General features: G+C 64.2%; 22 protein-coding genes. 10 read left to right on the top strand and 12 right to left on the bottom strand.

The genetic code is table 11. The features are described 5' to 3' along the window. Positions 1–54: 54 nt before the first annotated feature. Together H4P35_RS19165 and H4P35_RS19160 are read right to left on the bottom strand one after the other, a co-directional pair. Positions 55–642, bottom strand: coding sequence for a TetR/AcrR family transcriptional regulator (locus tag H4P35_RS19165; protein ID WP_226846571.1), 588 nt, complete (start codon positions 640–642; stop codon positions 55–57). A 161-nt stretch (positions 643–803) separates the two neighbouring features. Beyond that, positions 804–1673, bottom strand: coding sequence for a LysR family transcriptional regulator (locus H4P35_RS19160; protein WP_226846570.1), 870 nt, complete (start codon positions 1671–1673; stop codon positions 804–806). A gap of 147 nt (positions 1674–1820) precedes the next feature. Between H4P35_RS19160 and H4P35_RS19155 the strand changes: the two genes are divergently transcribed. The 6 genes from H4P35_RS19155 (at position 1821) to H4P35_RS19130 (ending at position 8588) form a co-directional block, all read left to right on the top strand. Then, complete coding sequence (locus tag H4P35_RS19155; protein WP_226846569.1) at positions 1821–3275, top strand: MFS transporter; 1455 nt, start codon at positions 1821–1823, stop codon at positions 3273–3275. Between the two features lie 79 nt (positions 3276–3354). Beyond that, a complete protein-coding gene (locus H4P35_RS19150; RefSeq protein ID WP_370638985.1) occupies positions 3355–4095 on the top strand; it encodes an SDR family NAD(P)-dependent oxidoreductase in 741 nt (246 codons plus the stop codon). A 303-nt stretch (positions 4096–4398) separates the two neighbouring features. Next, positions 4399–5283: a LysR substrate-binding domain-containing protein gene (locus H4P35_RS19145; RefSeq protein WP_175236380.1), complete on the top strand. Its 885-nt coding sequence runs from the start codon at positions 4399–4401 to the stop codon at positions 5281–5283. Between the two features lie 148 nt (positions 5284–5431). Beyond that, positions 5432–6649, top strand: coding sequence for a CaiB/BaiF CoA-transferase family protein (locus tag H4P35_RS19140; protein ID WP_142054047.1), 1218 nt, complete (start codon positions 5432–5434; stop codon positions 6647–6649). Positions 6650–6664: 15 nt separating this feature from the next. Then, positions 6665–7525 carry an enoyl-CoA hydratase-related protein gene (locus H4P35_RS19135; protein ID WP_180100629.1) on the top strand — a complete coding sequence of 287 codons (861 nt, stop codon included), beginning with the start codon at positions 6665–6667 and terminating at the stop codon, positions 7523–7525. Positions 7526–7604: 79 nt separating this feature from the next. After that, on the top strand, positions 7605–8588 hold the full coding sequence (locus H4P35_RS19130; RefSeq protein ID WP_226846567.1) for a tripartite tricarboxylate transporter substrate binding protein: 984 nt from the start codon (positions 7605–7607) through the stop codon (positions 8586–8588). A gap of 58 nt (positions 8589–8646) precedes the next feature. Here the strand turns inward: H4P35_RS19130 and H4P35_RS19125 are convergent, their stop codons facing one another. From H4P35_RS19125 to H4P35_RS19105, 5 genes are read right to left on the bottom strand one after another with little or no spacing between them, the layout of a single operon-like run. After that, positions 8647–9672 (bottom strand): tripartite tricarboxylate transporter substrate binding protein, encoded by a 1026-nt coding sequence (locus tag H4P35_RS19125; RefSeq protein ID WP_180100627.1) that lies wholly within the window; start codon positions 9670–9672, stop codon positions 8647–8649. Positions 9673–9728: 56 nt separating this feature from the next. Next, complete coding sequence (locus H4P35_RS19120) at positions 9729–10502, bottom strand: SDR family NAD(P)-dependent oxidoreductase (protein WP_226846566.1); 774 nt, start codon at positions 10500–10502, stop codon at positions 9729–9731. After that, complete coding sequence (locus H4P35_RS19115; protein WP_226846565.1) at positions 10499–11218, bottom strand: SDR family NAD(P)-dependent oxidoreductase; 720 nt, start codon at positions 11216–11218, stop codon at positions 10499–10501. The genes H4P35_RS19120 and H4P35_RS19115 overlap by 4 nt, the downstream gene beginning before the upstream one ends. A gap of 12 nt (positions 11219–11230) precedes the next feature. Continuing rightward, positions 11231–12127 (bottom strand): oxaloacetate decarboxylase, encoded by an 897-nt coding sequence (locus H4P35_RS19110; RefSeq protein WP_226846564.1) that lies wholly within the window; start codon positions 12125–12127, stop codon positions 11231–11233. 21 nt (positions 12128–12148) lie between these two features. Continuing rightward, the gene (locus H4P35_RS19105) at positions 12149–12871 is read right to left on the bottom strand and encodes a GntR family transcriptional regulator (protein WP_056322981.1); all 723 of its coding nucleotides are present in this window, start codon (positions 12869–12871) and stop codon (positions 12149–12151) included. 296 nt (positions 12872–13167) lie between these two features. Here H4P35_RS19105 and acnA point away from each other — a divergent pair, with 296 nt between their 5' ends. The 4 genes from acnA to H4P35_RS19085 are packed head-to-tail and all read left to right on the top strand — an operon-like array spanning position 13168 to position 19039. After that, positions 13168–15861, top strand: a complete 2694-nt coding sequence (gene acnA / locus H4P35_RS19100) for an aconitate hydratase AcnA (protein ID WP_226846563.1) — start codon at positions 13168–13170, stop codon at positions 15859–15861. 30 nt (positions 15862–15891) lie between these two features. Beyond that, positions 15892–17253, top strand: a complete 1362-nt coding sequence (locus tag H4P35_RS19095; protein ID WP_226846562.1) for a dihydroorotase family protein — start codon at positions 15892–15894, stop codon at positions 17251–17253. 33 nt (positions 17254–17286) lie between these two features. Beyond that, positions 17287–18015, top strand: a complete 729-nt coding sequence (locus H4P35_RS19090; protein ID WP_056322987.1) for an isochorismatase family protein — start codon at positions 17287–17289, stop codon at positions 18013–18015. A 22-nt stretch (positions 18016–18037) separates the two neighbouring features. Then, positions 18038–19039, top strand: a complete 1002-nt coding sequence (locus H4P35_RS19085; RefSeq protein ID WP_226846561.1) for a GTP-binding protein — start codon at positions 18038–18040, stop codon at positions 19037–19039. A gap of 110 nt (positions 19040–19149) precedes the next feature. On the opposite strand, the gene H4P35_RS19080 is transcribed toward H4P35_RS19085, so the two are convergent. The 5 genes from H4P35_RS19080 to H4P35_RS19060 are packed head-to-tail and all read right to left on the bottom strand — an operon-like array spanning position 19150 to position 23612. Then, positions 19150–20097, bottom strand: coding sequence for a 2-hydroxyacid dehydrogenase (locus tag H4P35_RS19080; RefSeq protein WP_226846560.1), 948 nt, complete (start codon positions 20095–20097; stop codon positions 19150–19152). A 17-nt stretch (positions 20098–20114) separates the two neighbouring features. Further along, the gene (locus H4P35_RS19075; protein ID WP_226846559.1) at positions 20115–20813 is read right to left on the bottom strand and encodes a GntR family transcriptional regulator; all 699 of its coding nucleotides are present in this window, start codon (positions 20811–20813) and stop codon (positions 20115–20117) included. A gap of 5 nt (positions 20814–20818) precedes the next feature. Continuing rightward, complete coding sequence (locus H4P35_RS19070) at positions 20819–21820, bottom strand: biotin-dependent carboxyltransferase family protein (protein WP_226846558.1); 1002 nt, start codon at positions 21818–21820, stop codon at positions 20819–20821. Continuing rightward, entirely contained in the window at positions 21817–22584 is a 768-nt protein-coding gene (gene pxpB / locus H4P35_RS19065; RefSeq protein ID WP_226846557.1) for a 5-oxoprolinase subunit PxpB, read from the bottom strand. Before pxpB ends, H4P35_RS19070 begins: the two co-directional genes overlap by 4 nt. Then, entirely contained in the window at positions 22581–23612 is a 1032-nt protein-coding gene (locus H4P35_RS19060) for an ABC transporter ATP-binding protein (RefSeq protein WP_226846556.1), read from the bottom strand. Before H4P35_RS19060 ends, pxpB begins: the two co-directional genes overlap by 4 nt.

The raw sequence follows: 23612 nt of genomic DNA, 5'->3' as shown, positions 1-23612 counted from the left end.
GTCGGTTATGGGCGCAAAAAAAGGGCACACACCAGGGTGCGCGCCATGGTTGTGTCAGGCGGAGCTGGTCAGTTGACGGAGGGCAGCCCGCGAAATGGCCGCGAATGCCTGGGGGTCTCCACACGCTCGCGCAGTCAGCATGGCGCCGTACACGGTGGACATGAAGGCTTGGGCATCGGCCTGCACGTTGTCACGGAGCTGAAATTGCCCTTTTGCCGCGCCGCTCTCGAGCACTGCCGCGATCCAGGCGGCCAACTCACCGAAATAAGCGCGCACCTCGTCCGCGATCGTCGTGGGAATCATGGGCAATTCCGCCGCCAGCATCGCGCAGATACAAAGGGGCATCGTGCCCTCGCGGATGCACTGGGCCCAATACTCGGTGTAGGCCGTCAAGCGGCCGAGCGGATCAAGAACCCGCTGGTCCAGTGCCGCCAAGCCTTCTCGCGACTGACTTCGGTGCTGGACAACGACGGTGAGGACCAGGTCCGCCTTGCTGGGGAAATGGTGGTGAATACTGGGTTTGCCAATGCGGACCCGTTCGGATATGTCGGCATAGCTAAACCCGTGGTAACCCCCGGCGGCAAGCAGTTGCTTGGCCTGTTCGACGATTTCGGCGGCACGTGGGGACAGCTCGAGGCTCATTTGGGTGGGACCTTGAAAAGGACGGCGTGCAGGGTGAAAGAGGCGCGTCCTTGGACGACTGTCGACCAATCTACTAGTTGGTCGGTAGGGTGTCAAGATTTCTTTGGCCGGCCCATTGAGAGAAGGTATTCCGCGTCCAGCTCAATGGCCGCAGGAAGCGTTCAAGGTGTGGGAATGATGGAATTCGATAGCATCGCGTCGGCGATATCCAGCATTACCCGCAAGCGATCCATGTGGCGCAGGTCCTGGTGGTAGCCAACCCATATATCCCGCGTAGGCGGTTGATCCGGCGTGTCCAGGCGCTGCAATCCGGAAACTGCATCGCCCAGCGGCCTTGGCAGTACGGCGATGCCTACGCCCCGCAAGCACATCTGCGCCTGCACCGAGCGATTCGTGCTGGTAAACGCGCGCCGGCAGTGCGGAAACCTTTCCAGCACCCAAGCCACATCTGGGAAATGCGACTGTGCGGTGTTCATCAGAATGACACCCACGGATGCGGGGTTGTCCTGCAAGGCGTGGGCGGTCGCCGCCGACGCATACACCCCGTATGACATGCGCATCAGACGGCGCTGGACGATATCCGGTTCGCTGAACGGCACGATGCGAAAGGCCACGTCGGCCTCCCGCCGTGAGAGATCGAGCAAGCGATGGCTGGCAATCACTTCCGGCACGACAGCGGGATGGCGGTGTGTCAACTCGACCAGGACCGGCGCCAGGACATAGCCGGCGAACCAATCCGCTGAGGAGATTCGCAGGATGCCTTCAAGACGCTGGTCGTTGCCGGTCAGACGCCTTTCCATGGATAGCGCGGAATCCTCCATGGACTCCGCCAGCGCCCGCACAGTGTCACCGGCATCCGTGAGCACCAGGCCATCCTTTGTTCTCCGGAAGAGCGCCTGCTTGGCTTCCTCCTCAAGCACCTTGATTCGGCGACCCACAGTCGGATGACTCACGTTCAGTGCACGGGCCGCGCCGCCCAAGGATCCGCTGCGAGCGACCGCCAAAAAGATGCGAACATCGTTCCAATCCATGCCCATCCCGCCGTACAAAAATGTACGGAAAATATACATTGATGTCAGTGTTAGAACAATATTGTTCAGAGCATCATGCGCTTCATGAAATGTCCTGGCGAACCTTCGCGCCCACGCTCAGGCACATCTGAATTGGAGCCTCACGCTATGAATGTTCAACCCCGGCACGTCGCAGGCGCGTTCGAAGCCGCGCTGGCGTCATCCGAACACGCCGCTGGGAAACCAGCCCCTGACCCCCGTCGCTGGCTCGCCTTGGCCGTCCTGTTGACCGGCACACTGCTGCCACCTCTGGACTTCTTCGTGGTCAACGTGGCGCTACCTGCGATCAGGACGGACCTGCAAGCTTCTTCCGACGTCTCGCAATTGGTGATATCGGTGTATGCCGCTGCCTACGCCGTCACATTGATCTTGGGCGGTCGTCTGGGTGATCTTTATGGCCGCAAGCGGGTATTTATCGCTGGCATGCTCGGATTTGGCGTCGCGTCGGCGTTGTGCGGCCTGGCGCCGTCACCGGGCGTGCTTGTCGCCGGCCGGCTGCTGCAAGGGATATCTGCAGCGGTCATGGCGCCGCAATCGTTGGCATCGATCCACGCCATGTTTCCGCCAAGTGAGAAGAATCGCGCGCTCAGCCGATACGGCGCGACCTTTGGCTTGGCCTCCGTGGGCGGCCAACTGCTCGGCGGAGTGCTGGTTTCCACCAGTCCTTGGGGATTGGGGTGGCGCAGTGTGTTCTTGATCAACCTTCCGATCATCATCGTTGCCATTCCGGCCGCAACAAAGTTGCTGCGCGAAAGTCGCGCCGAACATTCGCCACGCTTGGACGTACGGGGGGCGGTGCTGCTGGCGATGGGCTTGCTGGCGCTCGTGGTGCCACTGATCGAAGGGCAGCAACATCGATGGCCGGGGTGGTGCATCGTGCCGCTGGCGTTGAGCATGCCGTTGTTATGGCGCTTCTGGCAGCACGAAAAGGCAGAGGAGAGCGCCGGCAGAACGCCGCTGGTTCTGCCATCGCTTCTTGCCGGGCGCGGGTTGCGACGCAGTCTGGCATCAACGTTCCTCTTCTATGCGCTCGCCGCGTTCTTCCTGGTATTCGCCGTGTACGAACACGCCGGCCTGGGGCACGATGCGTTGACAGCCGGCCTGGCCATCCTGCCGCTTGGCGTCGGGTTTTTCCTTGGCCCATTTTGCAGCCCGCACATCGCTCGCCGAATGGGCTCACGAACCGCCGGCGTTGGCATGCTCATGGAGGTGCTCGGTCTGGTCATGGTCGCAGCGCTGGCGTTGGCCGGTGCGTCGTCGTGGTTGACGTTGCCCTTGTTTCTGATTGGCGCAGGGCAAGGTATCGCCCTACCTGCGCTCGTGCGCCTGAACGTGGACCATGTGGAAACACGCTGGGCCGGTCTGGCCTCGGGTTTGGTAAACGCCACCTTGCAGATCAGCGCCGCAGTGAGTGTTGCCTTGTTCGGTGGCCTATTCATCGCGATCGCCCCGGATGGGGCAAGCGCTCAGGACGTTCAGCGTGGGTTTGCCGTGGCTTCATTGGCGATAGGCGCGTCGCTGGCGCTGGCCGCTGCACTAAGTTGGAGACGCCAAGAACCATGAGAATTCGACATTCCTTTTGCATCGTGGATGCATGCTTTCAAGAGAACACGCCGTCATGAAAAATGCCTTGAAAAATCCCTTGCCTGGTCTCGCCCATAAACGCGCGCTTGTAACGGGCGCGGCGCGTGGGATCGGCGCGGCCATCGCGCTCAAGCTGGCCGAAGAAGGCGCGGACGTTGCTATCACGTACGAAAAATCGGTTGAGAAGGCCGAGGCGCTGGTTGCCGAAATTCGCGCCCTCGGCCGCGAAGCTATCGCCATCCAAGCCGATGCGGCAAGCCCCGATGCCGTGAAGGCCGCGGTTGCGCGCACCGCGGAAGAACTTGGAGGGCTGGACATCCTTGTCAACAACGCTGGCGTTTTGATCTCAGGCCCATTCTCCGAACAATCGCTCGAGCAGATAAGCCGGCAACTGGACGTCAACGTGCGAGGCGTATTCATGACCACCCAGGCCGCGCTGAAATACCTTCCCGATGGCGGCCGCATCATCACGATTGGAAGCAATGCCGGCCTGTCTGTGCCATTCGCGGGCATCGCGGTCTATGCGGCGACCAAGTCGGCGATGGAGAGCTTCACCCGTGGGCTGGCGCGTGAGCTGGGTCACCGTCACATCACCGTTAACCTGGTTCGTCCTGGCCCCATCGACACGGACATGAACCCCGCCGAAGGTCATCTCGCCGCCTCCATCCTGCCAAGTCTGTCTATTGCCCGCTACGGAAAGACCCGCGAGGTCGCCGAAGCCGTCGCGTTCCTGGCGGGGCCTGGCGCTGCTTATGTCACCGGATCGGGAATCCTCGTCGATGGCGGCATAAGCGCGTGATACGGAAGATCTTGACCAGCGAGCTTGCCCGCCGAGGCCGGATAACGCTTTGGGGGTGACGCTTGTTCGAGTCATCACTTTAGCCGCGATGCCGAGGTCAGGCTCAGTCGTGTAGGCCTACACACGCGATGTTGTCCGGACGCGCAGCTTGTCTGGCGATATCGAGGCGCCATCATGCGCTTGAACGCCGGCTCGGTTGGCACCGCTTCTGTGCCTTTCGGCGGCGTCAAGCATTCAGGCTACGGTCGCGAGGGTAGGCTCGGCGCTATAGTAGCGTCGCGTCAACGTAAGACTCTCACTGCCATGGCCCGCCGCGATCTACTTCCGCCACTGAATCCTGCCCGAGCGTTCGAAGCCACTGGACGCCTGCTTAGCGTATCCAAGGCAGCCGATGAATTGTGCGTGACGCCTGCGGCGGTCAGCAGGCAGGTGCGTGCGCTGGAAAGCTATCTGGGCACGCCGCTGCTTTTACGCATACGCGGCCGCCTGGAGTTGACGCCGGCGGGCGCACGCTACCTGTCGGACTTGATTCCGTTGTTCGCAACCCTGCGCGAGGCCACGCAGGCGGTTTCCGGCAGCAACTTGGGCCGGGATACCTTGCGCATCAGGTCGCCCGCCACCTTTGCCGTACGATGGCTCATCCCGCGACTGGCGAGTTTTCATCAGAAGCATAAAGACATCGACGTTCAAGTCATGACGTCGTTCGCACCACTGGATTTCCAGCGCGAAGACATCGACGCAGGCATACAGCTGGGCGATGGCCGCTGGCCGGGGATGCGCACCCTGCAGCTTGTGCGCAACGAGTTGGTTGCTGTGGTGGCCCCCACGCTGCGGCTGTCGCAAAAGAAACAACTGGCGACGCAAACCTTGCTGCATTCGATGGCCCGGCCCGACGATTGGATGCTATGGCTGCGCGCCGCTGGTTTGCGCAACGTCAACCCCGCGCAGGGCATGAAGTACGAAACCTCCTTGCTTGCCTACCAGGCAGCCATCGAAGGTCATGGCGTTGCCATTGCCCAAAAGGCCCTGATCGAGAAAGAGCTGACAGACGGGACTTTGGTGGCGCCGCTGGATCGCGTTCTGGATCGTGAGGATTACACGTATTACTTCGCGTGGCCTACGGGCAAGCCCCAATCCAGGGCGTTGCGTCTATTCCGCGATTGGCTGGTCACCCTCGTCGCCCTCTGAACCGCGCGCGCCTGCACTGACCTCTTTACAAAAAGTCAAAGCGTCCTGCCGATAAAGTCGTTTGCCGGCTAGATCGGCCCTGCCTATTCTGCCCGCATGACAAGTGATCACGACCACCTATCAGGCCGTGTCGCGCAGGAGCCAGGATATGTTCAAACGCAGCTTGCAAGGTGTGCGAGTCGTGGATTTCTCGCACGTACTCGCGGGGCCCGTCTGCACCATGATGCTCGCAGATATGGGTGCGGAAGTAATCAAAATCGAGCCGCCGGGCGGGGAACTTGGGCGGCAGATCGGCCCTCCCTGGATCGCGGGAGAAAGCGCCGTCTATTTGAGCGTGAATCGCAACAAGCGCGGCATGGCGCTGGATCTGAAGTCCGACGGCGGCCGAGAAGTCGCCCGTCGCTTGATCAACCGTGCGGACGTGGTGGTCGAAAACTACCGGCCGGGCGTCATGCAATCGTTTGGGCTGGACTACGACACGCTGGCCGACAGCAACCGCGGATTGGTGTACTGCTCGATCTCCGCGTATGGCCAAACCGGCCCGCTGCGAGGCCGGCCTGGTGTGGATGGCATCATCCAGGCCGCCAGCGGCTTGATGAGCACCTTGGGCATCGCGGGCGGAGAGCCGGTAAAAGTCGCAACGCCCGTCGCCGACATGGTCACTGCCTATATCGCGACGATTGCGATTCTGGCGGCGTGCAACGCGGCACAGCGCAGCGGCCAAGGCGAATACCTGGACATCAGCCTCTACAACGCTACGCTGATGCTGCAGCAGATCGGGTACGCATCGTTCTTCGCCTCGGACGCTGTACCCGCCAAGGCTGGCAGCGCCGCTCCCTACGCCGCACCCAATGAAGCCTACCAGACCCTCGATGGATGGATCATGGTGGCCGCCTACCATCCCCAGCGCTGGCAGGCGCTGTGCGCCGCCTTGGGGGCGGCCGAGCTGGAACATGATCCGCGCTTTGCCAGTAATGAGTGCCGTGTCGCGCATCGCGAAGAACTGCGCCGGGTGCTGACGCCGTTGTTTCGGCAGCGAGCCACCGAAGCGTGGGTAAGTCGGCTGTCCGGACTGGACATCCTGTGTGCGCCGGTAGCGAACTACGACGATGTCGTCCGCTCGCAGGAATACGCCGCTAGCGGAATCGACAGTTGGGTTGACCATCCTGTTGCTGGAAAAGTGCGCATGCCGGGCTTTGCGCCTGGGCCTGCTCACGCGGCAAGCGCGCACGACCCCATCACCGCCGCGCCAACGCTGGGCCAGCACAGCCGCCAAATCCTGAATGAATGCGGCTATGACACAGCCGAGATAGACGCCATGTTCAGTAGCGGCGTGCTGGGTAAGCCCGAACGATTTTCTACATAAGCCAAGGAGACACCGATGAAAACCAATGAATCCAGCGTCTCGGGAAGTGCCTGCGTCCCGGGTGATGTGCTGATCCGGCAAGATGTCGCCGACGGCGTTCTCACATTGAGCCTTAATGACCCGGACTCAGGCAATGTCATGTCGGTGCGCATGGCTGAGGCCCTTGCCGAGGCACTGGAGCAGGCCAATACGCTGCCAGACGTTCACTGCGTATTGCTGCGCGCCAATGGCAAGTACTTCTGCACGGGCGGCAATGTGAAAGACATGGCTCGAGGATCCGACTTGATGCAGGGGTCGGTCACAGAGCTACGCGCCCGGCTGAAATCGACGCTGCATCGAATCACGCATGCAATGCAAGCACTGCAGGTGCCGTCCATTGCCGCGGTCAACGGCGCCGCGGTTGGAGCCGGCTGCGACCTGGCGCTTATGTGCGACCTGCGTGTGGCCAGCGAACGCGCGACGTTTGCCGAGAGCTTCCTGCGGCTCGGCCTGGTATCCGGCATCGGCGGCGCCTGGTTCTTGACGCGCATCGTGGGGAGGGCAAAGGCGTTGGAGCTAACGCTGACCAGCGAGTTCATTGATGCCCAGACCGCGCTGCAATTAGGCATGGTTTCCCGTGTCGTGGCGCCGGAAGCGCTAGACGAGACAAGCGCCGCCTTGGGCCGCCGCATCGCATCGAACCCACCCCAGGCCTTGCGCATGGCCAAGCGCCTGGTATTGGATGCCGCCGAATCCACCTTGCCGATGGCGCTGGAGGCTGCAGCCGCCATGCAGGCGATTTTGCTCTGCGGCGATGAACACAAGACCGTCGTGCGCGAGTTTCTGGCAAAACGCGCCCGACGCGATCTCCAGCCGAAACCCGCTGGCGTGCGTTGACAGCGCAACCGCGGACGGTGGCATACGCAACGTGCGGGTCCTCGACGCCGGCACGGAATAATCACAGGAGACAAAAATCATGATCCGCATCACTGCATTTATCATCCGCGTGGCAGCGTCGTTGTCGGCCGCTCTCGGTCTTGCCTGGGCCGTACCGGCGCAAGCGGCCGATTACCCTGCAAAACCCCTGACATTTGTCGTGCCCTTCGGCGCGGGCAGCGCGACCGATTTGCTGGCACGCGCATTGTCAGCGTCGCTGACACAACAAACGGGGCAGGCTGTCGTCGTGGAGAACCGACCCGGCGCGAGCGGCATGATCGCCGCGCAGCATGTTGGCCGAGCTACCCCCGACGGCTATACGGTGTTAATCACCAGCAATACGACGCAAGCCGCCAATCCGCACCTATTCAAGAAGCTTCCCTATGACCCGGTGGGGGATTTCACGCCGCTGACAGGATTGGGACGCGGCGGCCAGATTCTGGTGGTGAAAGCCGATTCTCCGTACCGCACCGCCGATGAGTTGATTCGCGCGGCACGGCAAGCCCCGGGAAAACTGAGCTTCGGCAGCGGGAATTCGTCCAGCCGCATGGCAGGCGAAATGCTCAAGCAACTGACCGGGACCGATATCGTCTGGGTCGGCTACAACAGCAATCCCAATGCACTCAACGATCTGCTGGGGGGGCACATCGACATGATGGTGATTGACACCGTGACGGGCTTGTCGCAGATCGAAGCGGGCAAACTGCGTCCGCTCGGCGCGTCAACCCTTGAACGCCTGCCTCAACTTCCAGAGTTGCCCACCCTGGACGAGGCCGGCATCAAAGGTTATGACATGGGCTATTGGTTCGCCGCTTACGTTCCGGCCGGCACACCCGCGCCGATGGCAGCGAAGCTTGGACAGCTGTTGGTCAAGGCAGTCGGCAGCGACGGCGCGCAGGCGTTCTTTAGGAACTCGGCAACCCAGGCGTGGACAACGACCCCCGACGAGTTGAGACAGTTTCAGGCTGCCGAGATTCAAAAATGGGGCAATGTCATCAAGGCGGCCGGAATCGAGCCGGAATGAGCTGCCCCTCCAACCCAATTGCCCAGCCCCGCGCTTGCGGGGTGGGCGGGATGCTGCATTAGTCGATGCGGGCGCCGGAGATCTTGACCGCCTCGGCCCACTTCGCAATTTCTTTCTGCACGAAGGCCTGGAACTGTTCCGGCGTGCTAGGCGTGAACTCGCTACCGGCGGCGATCATCTTTTCCTTCGCCTTCGGGTCGGACATGGCTTCGCGTATGTCCGCCGAGATCTTCTCCACGAGCGGCTTGGGCGTGCCCTTGGGCGCAAAGAAGCCAGACCAGGGCGGCGCGGCATAGCCCGCAAAGCCCTGCTCAGCAACGGTTGGGTAGTCTGGGGCGCTTGCAAAACGCTCAGCGGTGGTCAGCGCCACGATCTTCAGCTTGCCGCTCTTCGCGTAGGCTTGCACGGCGGGCAGGCCGGTGATGCCTACCTGGATCTGACCGCCCAGCAGGTCGGTCACCATTGGTGCACTGCCGCGATAGGGAATGTGGGAGAGCTCGAACTTGCCCTGGCTCTTGATCAGCTCCATCCCCAGGTGCGAAGCGGTGCCGTTGCCGTCGGAGCCATAGGAATAGTGCGCATCGGGCTTTTTCAGCAGGGCGATGAGTTCTTGCAGGTTGTTGGCCGGCACGTCATTGTTGACGATGATGGCATTGGGATAGAGCGTGGCTTGCGTGATGGCTTCGAAATCCTTGATCGGGTCGTAGCGCATGTTCTTGTAGAGCGAGGTGTTGATGCCGTGCGACCCCGTGACGCCCAGCACAAGGGTGTAGCCATCGGGCGCTGCGCGCGCGACGTATTCCGAGCCAACGTTGCCGCCCGCGCCCGGCTTGTTCTCGACGACGACGGATTGCCCCCATTTCTTGGACAGGCCTTCGGCTACCAGGCGCGCGGTAAGGTCGGTGGCGCCGCCGGCCGGGAACGGCACCACGATCGTGACCGGTCGCGTTGGAAAGTTGTCAGTACCCTGCGCAAAGGCAGGGGCGGCGACAAGCCCGACGGACCCGGCAAGCGTGGCCAGCAGGCCCAGGGCTCTGCGGCGCGACATGCGCGTGTGCGTTGCGGAAGTAATCGAGTGCGTCATGATTCAAGCCCCTTGTTATGTGGTGTAAGCACTGCGTGAATAAGACGGTGACCGCGCTACTGCGCGGTGTAGCCGCCGTCGGCACGAATGTCCGTGCCGGTGATGAACGAGGCATCCTCGCTGATCAGAAAAACTGCGGTCCTTGCGATCTCTTCCGCGGTGCCAAGTCGCCCGACCGGATATTTGGTGGCTAACGCAGCGCTGGCAGCGTGTTCGCCGCCGTAGCGATCCACTAAACGGCTGGTCAAGACCGCGCCGGGCGACAAGCTCAGCGCACGGACCCCGTCGGCGGCATGGTCCACTGCAATGGCGCGCGCCAGCGCGATCATGCCTGCCTTGCTCGCGCCATAGGCGCCGCGCCCTGGCGCGGCCACGCTTCCTAATTGCGAAGCAATGTTCAGCACGACGCCGCCGCCATTGCGCGCCATATGCGCAATCGCCCACTTGCTCATCAGCCATGCGCCGGTCAGGTTCACGTCCAGCGCGAGCCGCCATTGTTCAGGTGTCAGGTCAGCGACCTTCACGCCTGGCGTGACCGTGGCGGCGTTGTTTACCAGCGTGTCGATGGCGCCCCAGTGCGTAGCGACGCGTTCCACGGCCGACCGCGAGGCGCTGACGTCCGCGATGTCGCAGCGCAGGGCCAGGATTCGGGATGGTGCTACGTCCAACGTCCGGCAGCATTGCGCCAGCATGTCCTCGTCCCGATCCAGCAAGGCCACACGGGCGCCGGCATCCAGACAATGCTTGGCGATAGCCTGGCCCAGCCCGCCGGCAGCGCCGGTCACAATCACGACTTTTCCGTCCAGCACGGGTGCGTTCGCTGTTGTCATGACGTCATTGCCCCCAACGAGGCGCCGCCGCAGACGTAGAGCGTCTGCCCTGTGATGGCGCCCGCCTCATCGCTCAGAAAGAAGGCGATGGTCGCGGCAACTTCGCGCGCGTCAATCAGGCGGCCCAGCGGCAGGTCCACACTCGGCGCGGCCCCGCGCTTGGGATCATTCAGCATGGGGGTGTCCACCGCGCCGGGCGCGACGACATTGACCGTAATGCCGCGCCCGACGAGCTCCGCTGCCAAGCTTCGGGCCATGCCAATCTGTGCGGATTTGGTGGCGGCATACGCCAAGCGGTGCGCGCGACCCAGCACGGCGCGGCTGGACACCAGCACGACGCGGCCGCGGCGGTCTGGGAGTTGCGGGGCCAAGGCCTGGACCAGCGCCATCGGCGCTGCGCCATGCAGGCGCCAGAGCAGCGCTGCGTCCTCCGGTCGCGTGTCCAGCGCGCCGCCCGTGCGCACCAGGCCGGCGCAGTGCACCAGCGCGGTCGGGGCGCAATCGCCCAGACCCGCGCACAGGGCGTGCAGCTCGGCCGGGTCGGACAGGTCGCAAACGTGGTGGCAGTACTGGGCGTTGTCGTGGACGGCGGCGGGCGCAATGTCCACGCCGGTCACCCGCCAGCCCGCCGCCAGAAGCCGCTCGGTCAACGCAAGACCGATGCCGGATGCCGCGCCTGTCAGGACGCAATGCGCCGACGCGCTACGCTCGATCATGTCAGTGCCCGATTAGTTGTCCAGCGTCGTCAGGCGCTTTTCCATCGCGCGCATCTGCTCGTAGCCCATCAGTTGCATGATGTCTTCGATGCCCACCAGCAAATCGGGGCGATCTGCGGGTTCACCCGTGGTGATCACACCTTGCATGACCTGCAGGGCCTGGCGCATGCCGTGGATGGCGGCAGCGGGCAGCATGCGCGGAAGGCTGATGCGCTTGACGCCGATCTCCTTGAGGCGCGGCAGCGGAATCAGCGGCGTGGTTGGGCGGTTGCGGATGCCGAAGCCCATGTTGATGCTGACGGGGATGCCTGCGGCGTCGACAAGCCGCTTGATGTCGTCTTCGGTGCGGACCGCATCGGGGAACAACATGTCCGCGCCCGCCTGGGCGTATGCGCGGGCACGCTTGACCGCGCCTTCAATGCCCTCGATGGCGAGCGAGTCCGTGCGGGCGATGATGACGAAATCGTCGTCACGTCGTGCGAGGCAGGCAGCCTCGATCTTCTTGACCATCTCGGCCTGGCTGACGACGTCTTTGCCGGGCATGTGACCGCAGCGCTTGGGGCTGACCTGGTCCTCGAGGTTGATGCCTGCAACGCCGGCTTCCTCGAACATCTGCACCGTGTGGTAGACATTGACCGGGTTGCCATAGCCGGTATCCGCGTCGGCGGTAAGGGGGATGGAGACGGACCTTGCCAGGTGGCGGCAGTGGGTAACGTTTTCGGCCAGGCCCATTACGCCGATATCGGCGATGCCCAGCAGCGCATTCGACACGGCCGCGCCGCTGGTGCAGGCGGTCTTGAAGCCCGCAGCTTCAACCAGGCGAACGCTGTATCCATCGTAGACACCGGGGGACACGAGAAAAGGTTCGTTCTTCAGCAATTGCCGGAACTGGTGGCGCGGGTTGTTCATGTCGTGCTGCTCCAAAGGGCGTTATGCGGCCGAGACGGGATGTCCGGCGATGCCGGATGCCCCTTCTGCCAGGTGTTCAAAGAGGTGTTGTGCTGCGCGTTCGATGTGAGAGCGCATGAGCGACTCAGCCAGCTCGGGATCGCGCGCGCGGATGGCGCGCAAGATCTGCCAGTGTTCGGCGTAGGCGTCGTCCTTGCGTTCGAGCACGGTGCCCGAGTGCCGGCGATAGACGCGCAACAGGTGATAGAGGTCGCCGCACAGGGCATTGATGATGCGGTTGTTTCCGCTGGCCAGCACGATGCGCTCGTGAAAGTCGAAGACACGCGGAGCGGGCGCGCCGCCGCTGGCCGCGGCCAGGCGGCGCTGCCGGTCCTGCTCCAGTTCGGCTAGCAACTGCGCGATTTCCTCGTCGCTCATTCGGCGAGTGGCCAAGTTGCAGGCTACGCCTTCCAGCGCCATCCGCATTTGAAACAGTTCCAGCGCGGATTCCGCGGACAAGGTCACCACGCGCGCCTTGATGTAGGGCTCGCGCGTGACGAGTTGAATGCCTTGCAGGCGCCGCACCGCTTCACGAACCGGGCCGCGGCTGACGCCGAACTCCTGCGCCAGCGCCACCTCGTTGATGACGCTGCCCGGCGCAAGCCGGCCTTGGTAGATCGCTTCCAGCACTCGGTCAAACACCACGTCGGCCAACGGGCCGGAGGCGTCTTCCTTGGGAGTGATGGGGGCCGTGGAGATGGTCATAGTGTTAACAGCCTATCAAGGGAGTTATAAAAGTGTCAACTCTTTGGAATGAACAATCGGTTGATCAAATTCCGGGTTGGCGGGGTATTTCTACAGCAGCCAGAGGATTTTACGCTTATTTATCAGGGTCTTCCCTAGGTGGAAACCAACACATCGGATGTTGGCACTTTCGGCGCAGGTGGTCGTCGCACTATTTAGGTTGATGATGCTCTGCGTATTCTTGGTGATAGTGTTGACACTATTGTTTTCGAGGCCGTAAGATGGCTTCAATTGATATTCTCGCGATTACGATTGCCATGATCCAGTCTTTCCCCTGCAGCGGCAGGGTGCTGCGCTACGCGGATCTGTCCGTTGCCGCCCTATCGGAAGGGCGCGACATCCGGACGTATCCTTATGTCATCCGCGTGCTGCTGGAGAATCTTCTGCGGCACCGAGCCTGGGGCGCGGCCGTATCGGACGCGGAAATCCGCAGGCTGTGGGATTGGGGAACGCACCCTGGGGCGGATTTGCCGCTGCATGTGGCCCGCGTGATCCTGCCGGACTCCAGCGGGCTGCCGGTATTGCAAGACTTGGCGGCGCTGCGCGACGCGGTCGCCCAGGCTGGCGGAGATGCCTCGCAGGTCGACACGCGAATTCCGGTGGATCTGATCGTGGATCATTCGCTTCAGGTCGACTATTGGGGCGAGTCAGGGGCGATGCAGCGCAATCTGCGCCGCGAATTCGAACGCAACGACGAGCGCTACCGGTTCCTGAAGTGGGCGCAGCAGGCCTTCAAGGGACTCCGCGTCATCACACCTGGCATTGGGATTATTCATCAGGTCAACCTCGAATATTTGGCGCCGGTGGTTGCGCAGCAGTCACGACAGGACGGCGAGTGGGTCTATCCGGATTTCGTGATCGGCGGCGATTCCCATACGCCGATGGTCAATGCGCTGGGCGTGTTGGGCTGGGGCGTGGGCGGCATCGACGCCGAAGCGGCCCTGTTGGGCCACGCCTACACCTTCCCCATTCCGGAGGTGGTTGGGGTGCGGCTGCACGGCGCCATTGAGGCGCCAGCCCTCACGACGGATGCCGCGCTGCTGGTGACACAGCGACTTCGCGCCGCAGGCGTCGTGGGCAGCATGGTCGAATTCTTCGGCCCGGCGGTGGCGGCGCTCAGTGTGCCCGAGCGAGCCACGATCGCCAACATGGCGCCCGAGTATGGCGCCACCTGTGGCTATTTTCCGATCGACGCGCGCACGCTGGAATACGCGCGCATGACCGGGCGCAATGAAGAGCAACTTGCGCTGATCGAAGCCTATGCACGCGTCAACCTGCTGTGGGGCGACGCGTCGCAAGCGGTACCCGCCTATAGCCGGGTGATCGACATCGACTTGTCGGCGGCCCGCCCAAGCCTGGCTGGTCCGCGCCGCCCGCAGGACCGCATGGATGTGTCGGACGTCGCCGCAGACTTCCTCAGCCGTCTGAGCGTACCGCAGTCAGAAGGCGGGTTCGATGTGAATATGGACGCTGCGCGTCCGGCGAGCCGGGACGTCGTCGGCCATGGCTCGGTGGCGCTGGCGGCGATTACCTCTTGCACCAATACCTCCAACCCCAGTGTGATGCTGGCGGCCGGCCTGATCGCACAGAAGGCGCTGGCGCTTGGCCTCACGCCGCCCGCCTGGGTCAAGCGGTCGCTGGCGCCCGGCTCGCGTGCGGTTACCCGCTATCTGGAAGCCGCAGGGTTGCTGACGGCGCTGCAAGCCCAAGGCTTTCATGTGATCGGCTACGGCTGCACGACTTGCGGCGGCAAGTCAGGCCCCCTGGATTCCGCGGTGGCAGACGCCATTGTCGAACGCGGCCTGGTCGCCGCCGCCGTGCTGTCCGGAAATCGGAATTTCGAAGGTCGCATCCACAAGCTGCTTCGCGCCAACTACATCGGGTCGCCGGCGATGGTGGTGCTGTACGCGCTGGCGGGCCGCATCGACCTGGATTTCGAGCGCGAGCCGCTGGGGCCGGGCGCGGACGGTGCACCGGTCTATCTGCGCGATGTCTGGCCCAGCCAGGACGAGATCGCGGCCTTGATGCCATTTGCTTCGGCCCCTTCGCTGTTTGCCGAAGTCTATGATCCCGCCAGCCTGGACAGCGCGATCTGGCAAGACTTGTCCGCGCCGGCCGGCTTACGTTTTCCCTGGGACCCGGACTCGCAATACCTGGTCGAGCCTCCATTCTTCAAAACCGAACCCGGCCGCGACGCGCTGGACGACTTGGCGTGCGCCTTGGCGCGCGGACGGGTGCTGGCGGCGTTCGGCGATTCGTTGACCACCGACCATATTTCGCCCAGCGGTGAAATTCCCGCCGACACGCCCGCGGGCATGTACTTGATCGGCAAGGGCGTGGCGCCGCGCGATTTCAACACCTATGTGGCGCGCCGCTGCAATCATCACGTCATGACACGAGGCACCTTCGCCAACATCCGCATCAAGAACGCGCTGACGCCGGGCGTGGAAGGCGGCGTCACCCGCCACTATCCCAGCGGCAAGCTCATGCCGATTGTCGATGCCGCGACGGCCTACCGCGATGCCGGCGAGGCCTGCGTCATCCTGGGCGGCAAAGACTACGGCATGGGCAGCAGCCGGGATTGGGCTGCGAAGGGCTCGGCGCTGTTGGGCGTGCGCGCGGTGATCGCGGAGTCGTTTGAACGCATCCATCGCGCCAATCTGGTGGGCATGGGGGTGCTGCCGCTGGCGTTCGCCCAAGGCCATGGCTGGCGTGCGTTGGGGCTGACCGGCGCGGAGACGCTGCGCCTGGAGAATGTGGCGGATGGCGTGTTGAAGGGGGAGCCCATCGACGTGATCGCCGAGGACGGGGACCGCCGCGTGCGCTTCCAGGCCTACGCCCAGGTGCTCACGGACGCCGAACGCAAGCTCATCACGGAAGGCGGGATCCCCGCCAGCGTCCTCAACGCATTCTTGACCGACACGGCGGCCGCCGATACGGCCCATTGCTGACAACGCGCATCACTCAGGAAACTCGATATCATGCTGGATCTCTTACTGACCAATGCAAGGCTGCTGCTGCCGCAGCAAGGCCTGACCGAGGGCGTGCTGGGCGTCATTGACGGCCGCATCGCCATAATCGCCGAACCAGGCGCGCCGCTCGAGGCTCGTGAAACGATCGATTGCCAGGGACTGTGGGTGCTGCCAGGCCTGATCGATCCTCACGTTCACTTCGGCTTCGGCTCTCCGGAGACCGACTTCGAGACCGAGTCGCGCTTCGCCGCGCTTGGTGGCACCACGACAGTGCTGTCGTTCCATCGTTCCGCCGACATCCGTGAATCCTTTGAAAAGGTGCGCGACCGCGCGCTGTCGCAAAGCTGTGTCGACTTCGGCTTCCATTTCGGCATCACCAGCAATCTGCATGTGGATACGCTCGAGGAAACCTCTCGCCGATTCGGCGTGTCATCCTACAAGCTCTACATGATGTACAAAGGGGCGGCCGGACTGTCCAAGGGATTTACCGACATCGACGACGGCCTGCTGTATTCGGCGTTGCGCGCCACGGCCGCCATCCCCGGCGCAATCATGGGCGTGCACTGCGAAAACGTCGAGGTCATCCCTGTCCTGAGAGACCCCCTGCGCGCGGCAGGCCGTGACGACTTGAAGGCCTGGAACGAGCAGAGCCCGGACTTCCTGGAAGCCGAGAACGTACATCGCGTGTGCTATTTCGCGGCGAAGACGGGCGCTGCGGTCAATATTGTGCACCTGAGCAGCCGCGAAGCGCTGGACGAGGCGCGGCGCCATCGCCGCACGCCTGGCGCACCGCCCATTTACGTCGAGACCTGCCCGCACTACCTCTTCCTGAACGACGAATCGCCCGCCGGGACTTATGCGAAGGTCAATCCGCCGGTGCGAGGCCAGAGCGATGTGGAAGCCATGTGGGAAGGCGTGCTGGACGGCTCCATCACCACGATAGGCACCGACCACGTGCCCCGCAAGCGGGCCACCAAGGACACCGACATCTGGGCGGCCAGCAATGGGTTCCCGGGCACCGGCCTGATGTTGCCGATCTTGCTGCACGAAGGCTACCACCGCCGTGGCGTCCCGCTGGAAACACTGATGAAGGTCAGTGCCGAGAGCGCGGCACGCATCTATCGCATGCCGGGCAAGGGCAGCATCGAGATCGGCAAGGACGCGGACCTGGTGATCGTCGACCCCGACCTGCAACGCACGGTCGATCCGGCCACCCTGGAATCGAACTCCGACTATTCGCCTTACGAGGGCATGACCCTGAAAGGCTGGCCCATACGCACGCTGGTGCGCGGGCGCACCGTGGCGCAGGACGGCCGCATCACGGACGCGGCCCGCGCCAATCCTGGCGGCCGCTATCTCAAGCGTCTTTGAACTGAATCCATCTCCTTTCTGACGGAAATCATTATGAGCGACACCAAGCGAATCTGGGACGACTTCCTTACCGAACGCGACAAGCAAGTGCTGGCTCAGGCCGGCTACGGCAAGCGCGGTGGCTTCGGCAAGCGCCCCGCGCTGTTCATCATCGACGTGCAATACAACTTTTGCGGCGACACGCCTCAAGACATCCTGGAAGGCCTGAAGCAATATCGCACCCATTGCGGCCGCGAGGCCTGGGACGCGGTCGCGCATATTGTGCCGCTGCTGGAACTGGCGCGCGACAAGAATATCCCCGTCTTCTATACCGAAAGCGGCCGGCGCGCCGACCTGTTGGATAGTGGCGTGCAGGTAGGCAAGAACCACCGCGGCGGTGAAAAGACCGTGCTGGCAAACACCCATGCGACGCAAACCGTGGAGCCGCTGGCGCCGCGTCCGCAAGACATCCGCATCACCAAGCAGAAGCCGTCCTGCTTCTTCGGCACGATCTTCATGAGCCACCTGAATTTTCTCGACGTGGACACGCTGATCCTGGTGGGATGCACGTCGTCAGGATGCCTGCGCGCCACCACGGTTGACGCCTACTCCTACAATTTCAAGGTAATCATTCCCGAAGAGGCGGCGTTCGACCGCTTCCAGGCCAGCCACGCCATGAGCTTGTTCGATCTGAATTGCAAGTATGCGGACGTGATTCCCTCTCGCGAGGTGCAGGACTATCTGCGCGGCCTGCCCGCGCCCGCCGACGCGGCCCGTGAGTGATCCGCAGAAGGATGCCGACGCCATGGCCATCAATGCCGGACCGATTCCCGTCTACCTGTTGACCGGCTTCCTGGGAAGCGGCAAGACCACACTGTTGTCGCGTCTGGTGCGCAGCCCGCGCTTTGCCGATACGGCGGTGGTCATCAACGAGTTCGGCGAGATCGGCCTGGATCATATGCTGGTCGGCAAGGCGGATGACACCGATGTCGTGCTGCTGGATTCCGGCTGTCTCTGCTGCGCGGCGACAAGCTCGCTGCAAGACACGCTTGAGTCGCTGTACTACCGTCGCCAGCGCGGTGAAATTCCGCAATTTGAGCGGGTGGTGGTAGAGACCTCGGGGCTGGCCGACCCGTGTCCGGTCATCAACACGCTATCTGCCGACCCCCTGATCGCCCGCCATTACCGCTTCGGCGGCGTGGTGGCGACGGCGGATGCGCTGCACGGGATGGCGACGCTGGACGCCTATCGCGAAGCCAGCACCCAGGTCGCCATCGCCGACCGCATTGCGCTGACCAAGGTGGATCTGGCCGGGGATGGCGCGATTCAGGCGGTAAAGGCAGCGCTAAGGGGATACAACGCCAATGCGCCAATCCGCGCTGTGTCGCCTGGCACGGTGGACGAGGGCGCGCCCGCGCTGTTTGACGGCCTGCGTCCAGAACATCTGGACGCGGCTGTGTTAAAGGAGGCAGCGCCAGCCGCCTTCAAGCCGGTGGCACATGTGTTGCGCTACGGCATTGTGTCCTATGCATTCCGGCAGCATACGCCCGTAACCTGGGAAGCCTATGCGAACTGGACCCGGCACATGCAACGCCATGTCGGAGAGCGCCTGTTAAGGGCCAAGGGCGTGCTGCGTTGGGAAGACGGCAGTCTGCGCGCCGCGCATGGCGTGCGGCTCGTATTCGCCACGCCCGAGCCGATTGCCGAGCCGGAAGGCGCTGCACGGGCGACGGGCGCCATGGTCGTGATCGTGCAAGACCTTTCCGCAGATGAAGTTGAGCAAGCAATGCAGCCGCTAGGCATGTGAGGTCCGGGAAGTGCTTCCCCGGATGCGTGTCTGATACCAGGCACGGGTTCGGCTGGCAGCAGCGCCAGGCAAGCAGGGAATTTCTGCCCAGGCTGAATGAACGTCCCGCCTCACAGCGGCGTCAACAGCGGCTCGCCCGCATACAGCCGGCGCGCATTTTCCAGGAACTTATCCACCATCAATTGCATGGCTTCGGGCGACCAGCCGGCAATGTGAGGGGTGAGCACCAAGTTGGTCAAGTCGGCCAAAGCCGCAGGCAACTCGGGTTCGCCCTCATAAACGTCCAGTGCCGCGCCAGCGATGGTCCGCTGGCGCAGGGCACGTTCCAAGGCAACGGTGTCCACGACACTGCCGCGCGCGATGTTGATCAGGTAGCCGTTGGGGCCGAGCTGGTCCAGGATGGCGCCATCGATCAGATGGTGCGTTGAATCGCCGCCCGGGATGGCGACGAGCAGCACGTCGGACCACCCGGCCAGTTCGCTCACGGAAGGAAAGTAGCGGTGCGGCGACCCCGGGCGCGGGCGGCGGTTGTGGTAGCCGATCTGCATCTCGAACGCCTGTGCGCGCAGCGCCACTTTTTCGCCGATACCGCCCAGGCCGATGATGCCCAGCTTTTTCCCGGAGACGTTGGGCGGCAGAGGCAGCTGCGTGCGCCAGACGCCTTGCCGCGTGAGCTGATCCAGGCGGGGAATGCCGCGGATGACGGCGATCATCAGGCCCATGGCGTGGTCAGCGACGCAGCTGTCGTTGGTGCCCGCGCCGTTGGCGACCTTGACGCCGCGCCGCCTGGCGTGGTCCAGGTCGATCTTTTCGTAGCCGGCTCCCATCGAGTAGATCAGCTTCAGGTTGGGCAGCGCGTCGATCTGGCCTGCAGTCAGGCCAATCGCGCCGATGGTCATGACCACATCGACGCGTGGCGCGTGCTCGGCGAGGGCTTGCGCAAACTGCTCCGGCGTCGGGGCGAAGACGACTTCGAAGTGGCGGGCGATCTGATCCCGGTCGGCCTGCGTGACCGGGTTCATGATGATGAGCAGAGGCTTGGGGGTAGGGAATGACATGCGGATAAAGGAGGCAGTTAAATCTGGGTGTGGCGGGCGACCAGGCCAACGCGCACGTTGCAGAGGTGCGCCTGCATCGCGGCGCGCGCGGCGTCGGGGTCTCGATTCAGGATGGCCTGCAGAACGGCAATGTGCTCGTCGCAGCCGGGAATCAGCCGTTCGGGCGCGCCGTTCTGGTCGAAGCAGCGGGCCTTGATGCGCAGGTCGTGGATGGTCTGTGCCATCAGCCGGTTGCCGCTGGCCCGGGCGATGCTGTCGTGCAGCAGGTTGTCGACCCGATGGTTCTCCTCGTGGGTGGTCTCGTTGCGGCGCCGGATCTCGCTGACTTGCTCCAAAAGGGCTGCGGCCTCCTCCGGCGCCATGCGGGTGGCGGCGGCCGCGGCGGCGTCGCCTTCCAGCAGCACGCGGATCTGGAAGATCTCCAGGTATTGCCGCAACGAGGGTTCAGGAACGATGAGCTGCCCGCGCGCCGTGCGCACGGCGAATCCGGCGCCGATCAGGCGGCTCATCGCCTCGCGCAGCGGGGTGCGCGACACGCCCAGCGCGCTGGCCAGGTTGCGTTCCTGCAGCGGTTGGTTGATGGGCAACTGGCCTAGCTGGATCATGTCCAGCATGGTCGAGTAGGCCTCGTCGACCAGGTCGCGCGCGTCGTCGGCGGCCGGGGCTGCGGCCGTGGCGTTGAGCAAGGGGCTTTCCATGGCATGAATGATGGACATAGGAATCATGGAAACAGTAAGGGGAAGATGGGAAAGTTCGGGTCTGCGCGCAAGTCGTCTTCGCGGGCGCGCACCCATTCCGTGTAGTCGCGCCAGCGCTGCACGGCCTGCGCCAGGTCCAGGGCTTCGAACCGCAGCGGCTGGCCCGGGCGGATCTGCGCAAGACGAGGCAGGTCGGCCGAGATGACGGTGGCGATCTTGGGGTAACCGCCGGTGGTCTGGCGGTCGTTCATGGCAATGAGCGGCTGGCCCGCGCCCGGGATCTGGATGCTGCCCGCGGCGATGGGGTCGGTGATGATGTCGGCGCCGCGGGCGTGCGCGATGACCGGCCCATCCAGACGCAGGCCCATGCGGTCGGACTGCGGCGCCAGGCGATAGGTGGCGCCGAGAAAGCGGTCGATCTCGGCGGGCGCGAAGTGATCCTGCTGCGGCCCGAGGACGACACCGATGGGCGCATCCCGATAGAACCAGCCGGTGTCGCGGGCGGCCAGCCAGCGACGCGGCGAACGGCGCCGGGCGTCGCCGGTGGCAAGCACGTCGCCGCGCGCCAGCGCACGGCCGTCCAGGCCGCCCAGCCCGGCACGCGTCAGGGTGGACGCGCTGCCCAGCACGGGCGTCACGGCGATGCCGCCACCGACGGCCAGATATCCGCGTACGCCGCGTTCCAGCGGCCCAATCGTCAAAGTGGCGCCCGCCGGCAAGCGGTGGGATTGCCACGGGCTCAGGGACCGCGCGGGCGAGGCGGCCGTGGCGCTGGCGTGCAGCAAGGCGTCGCCGGCGAAGGCGACAGTGCAATCCGCATCCAGCACCTGCAACGCGCCGCCCAGCAGGGTGAATTCCAGTGCGGCCAGGCCGGGGGCGTTGCCGACGAGTCCATTGGCGATGCGCAGCGCGCCGGGATCCATGGCGCCCGACGGCGGCACGCCCATGTGTTCATAGACAGGGCGGCCCAGGTCCTGCACCGTGGTCAGCAAGCCGGCCTTTTCGACGCGAAGGCGCGCGCTCATGGGCCGTCTCCTGGCAGCGGTCGCGGCCGCCGGGCGGGGTCGTCCTGCAAGGCGGCAAGGCGTTCGAACTCGTCTTCATCGATGGGGGTGAACACGATCTCGTCGCCGGCCTCGAACAGAAATGGATTCTCGTGGCGCAGATCGAAGCTGCGCCACGGCGTGCGGCCGATCAGGTGCCAGCCGCTGGGTCCGGACACCGAGGCGATGGCCGTCTGCTGGCCGCCGATGTTGATGCTGCCGGCGGGCGTGTGCGCGCGTGGCATGGCGCGGCGGGGCGTGTGCAGCGCAGGATCCAGGCCGCCCAGATACGCGAAGCCCGGCAGGAATCCCACCATGTAGATCCGGTAGACGGGCGCGGTGTGCCGGGCGATGACCCGCGCGGGATCAAGCCGATGCTGATCCGCCAGCGCCTGCAGATCCATGCCGTGGGCGCCGCCATAGCAGACCGGGACTTCCCAGCGGCGCGGTGCGGAGACAGGCGCGAAGGCGCTGGCTTGCAGGCTGCGGCCGATCAGCTCGCCAATGGCGTCGTGCCCGATCAGTAGCGGATCGAAGTTCACCGCGAGCGAACGGTATGCCGGCACCACGCTCTGGAGTCCGCGGACCTTGCGCAGGCTGCCTCGCAACGCCTTTGACAGCGCGAGCACGCGCGCATTGGTCTCGGCGTCGATGCGGTCGGGAAACTCGACCAGCAGCGTGCGATCGCCCGCCGCCACGATGCGCGGCGCGGCAGTTCCGCAAGAGGTTGGCGCGGCGGTCGTCATGCTGCGTTGGCGAATTCCATGGCGTCGTCCGGATGAAAGCCCCACGTGACCGCCTGTCCGGGCGTGCGCTGTGCTGCGTCCACATCCAGCGGCGCGTAGGCCAGGACCACCTTGCCGAAGGCTTCGATGAAGACTTTCCAGTGCACGCCGCAGAACGTCGACGCCACGACCTTGCCCGGGTGGCGCTGATCCGCGCCGGCCAGGCGGCTGGCCAGGCGCAGGTGCTCGGGGCGCACGCCCAGCACGCCGTCGTTGGCGGGCAGGAAATTGCATTCGCCCAGGAAGCCGGCGACGAAAGCGCTGGCGGGCTTGCGGTACAGGCTTTCCGGCGAGCCGGCCTCGACGATGTTGCCCTGTTCCAGGATGACGATGCGGTCCGACAGGTTCATGGCCTCTTCCTGGTCATGCGTGACGAAGACCACGGTCAGCCCCAGTTCCTGGTGCAGCCGGCGCAACTGCAGCTGAATGGCTTGCCGCAGGTTCTTGTCCAGCGCGCCCAGCGGCTCGTCCATCAGCAGGATGTCGGGCGTAAACACCAGGGCGCGCGCCAGCGCGACGCGCTGCTGCTGGCCGCCGGACAGCGCGCCGGGCTTGCGGTCCTTCAGCGGCGCCAGGCTCACCAGGTCCAGCGCCTCAAATACGCGGCGGCGGATGTCCTCTTCGTTCAGGCGCCGCATGCGCAGCGCGAACGCGACATTCTCGAACACGCTCATGTGCGGGAACAGGGCGTAGTTCTGGAACACCATGCCGATGTTGCGGTCCGCGATCGGCGTATGCGTGACGTCGCGCCCGCCGATCTTCACCACGCCGGCGTCCGGCGATTCGAAGCCGGCGATGATCTTGAGCAGCGTGGTCTTGCCGGAGCCGGACGCGCCCAGCAGCGTGCAGAACTCGCCGCGCGCCACGGTCAGGTCGACGTCGGGCAGCGCAATCGAATCGCCGTATCGCTTGTGGATGCCGGCAAGCGTCAGTTCCTTGCCCTGGCGTTCCGGCGGGCGTTGCGGGAGGATGTCGTTGGCGATATGCAT

This window comes from Achromobacter sp. 77, assembly GCF_020541125.1.
In the GTDB taxonomy this organism is placed as follows: Bacteria; Pseudomonadota; Gammaproteobacteria; order Burkholderiales; family Burkholderiaceae_B; genus Achromobacter; species Achromobacter mucicolens.
Note: the sequence above shows the minus strand (reverse complement) of the source record. Positions and strands in the feature narration are given on the sequence as shown.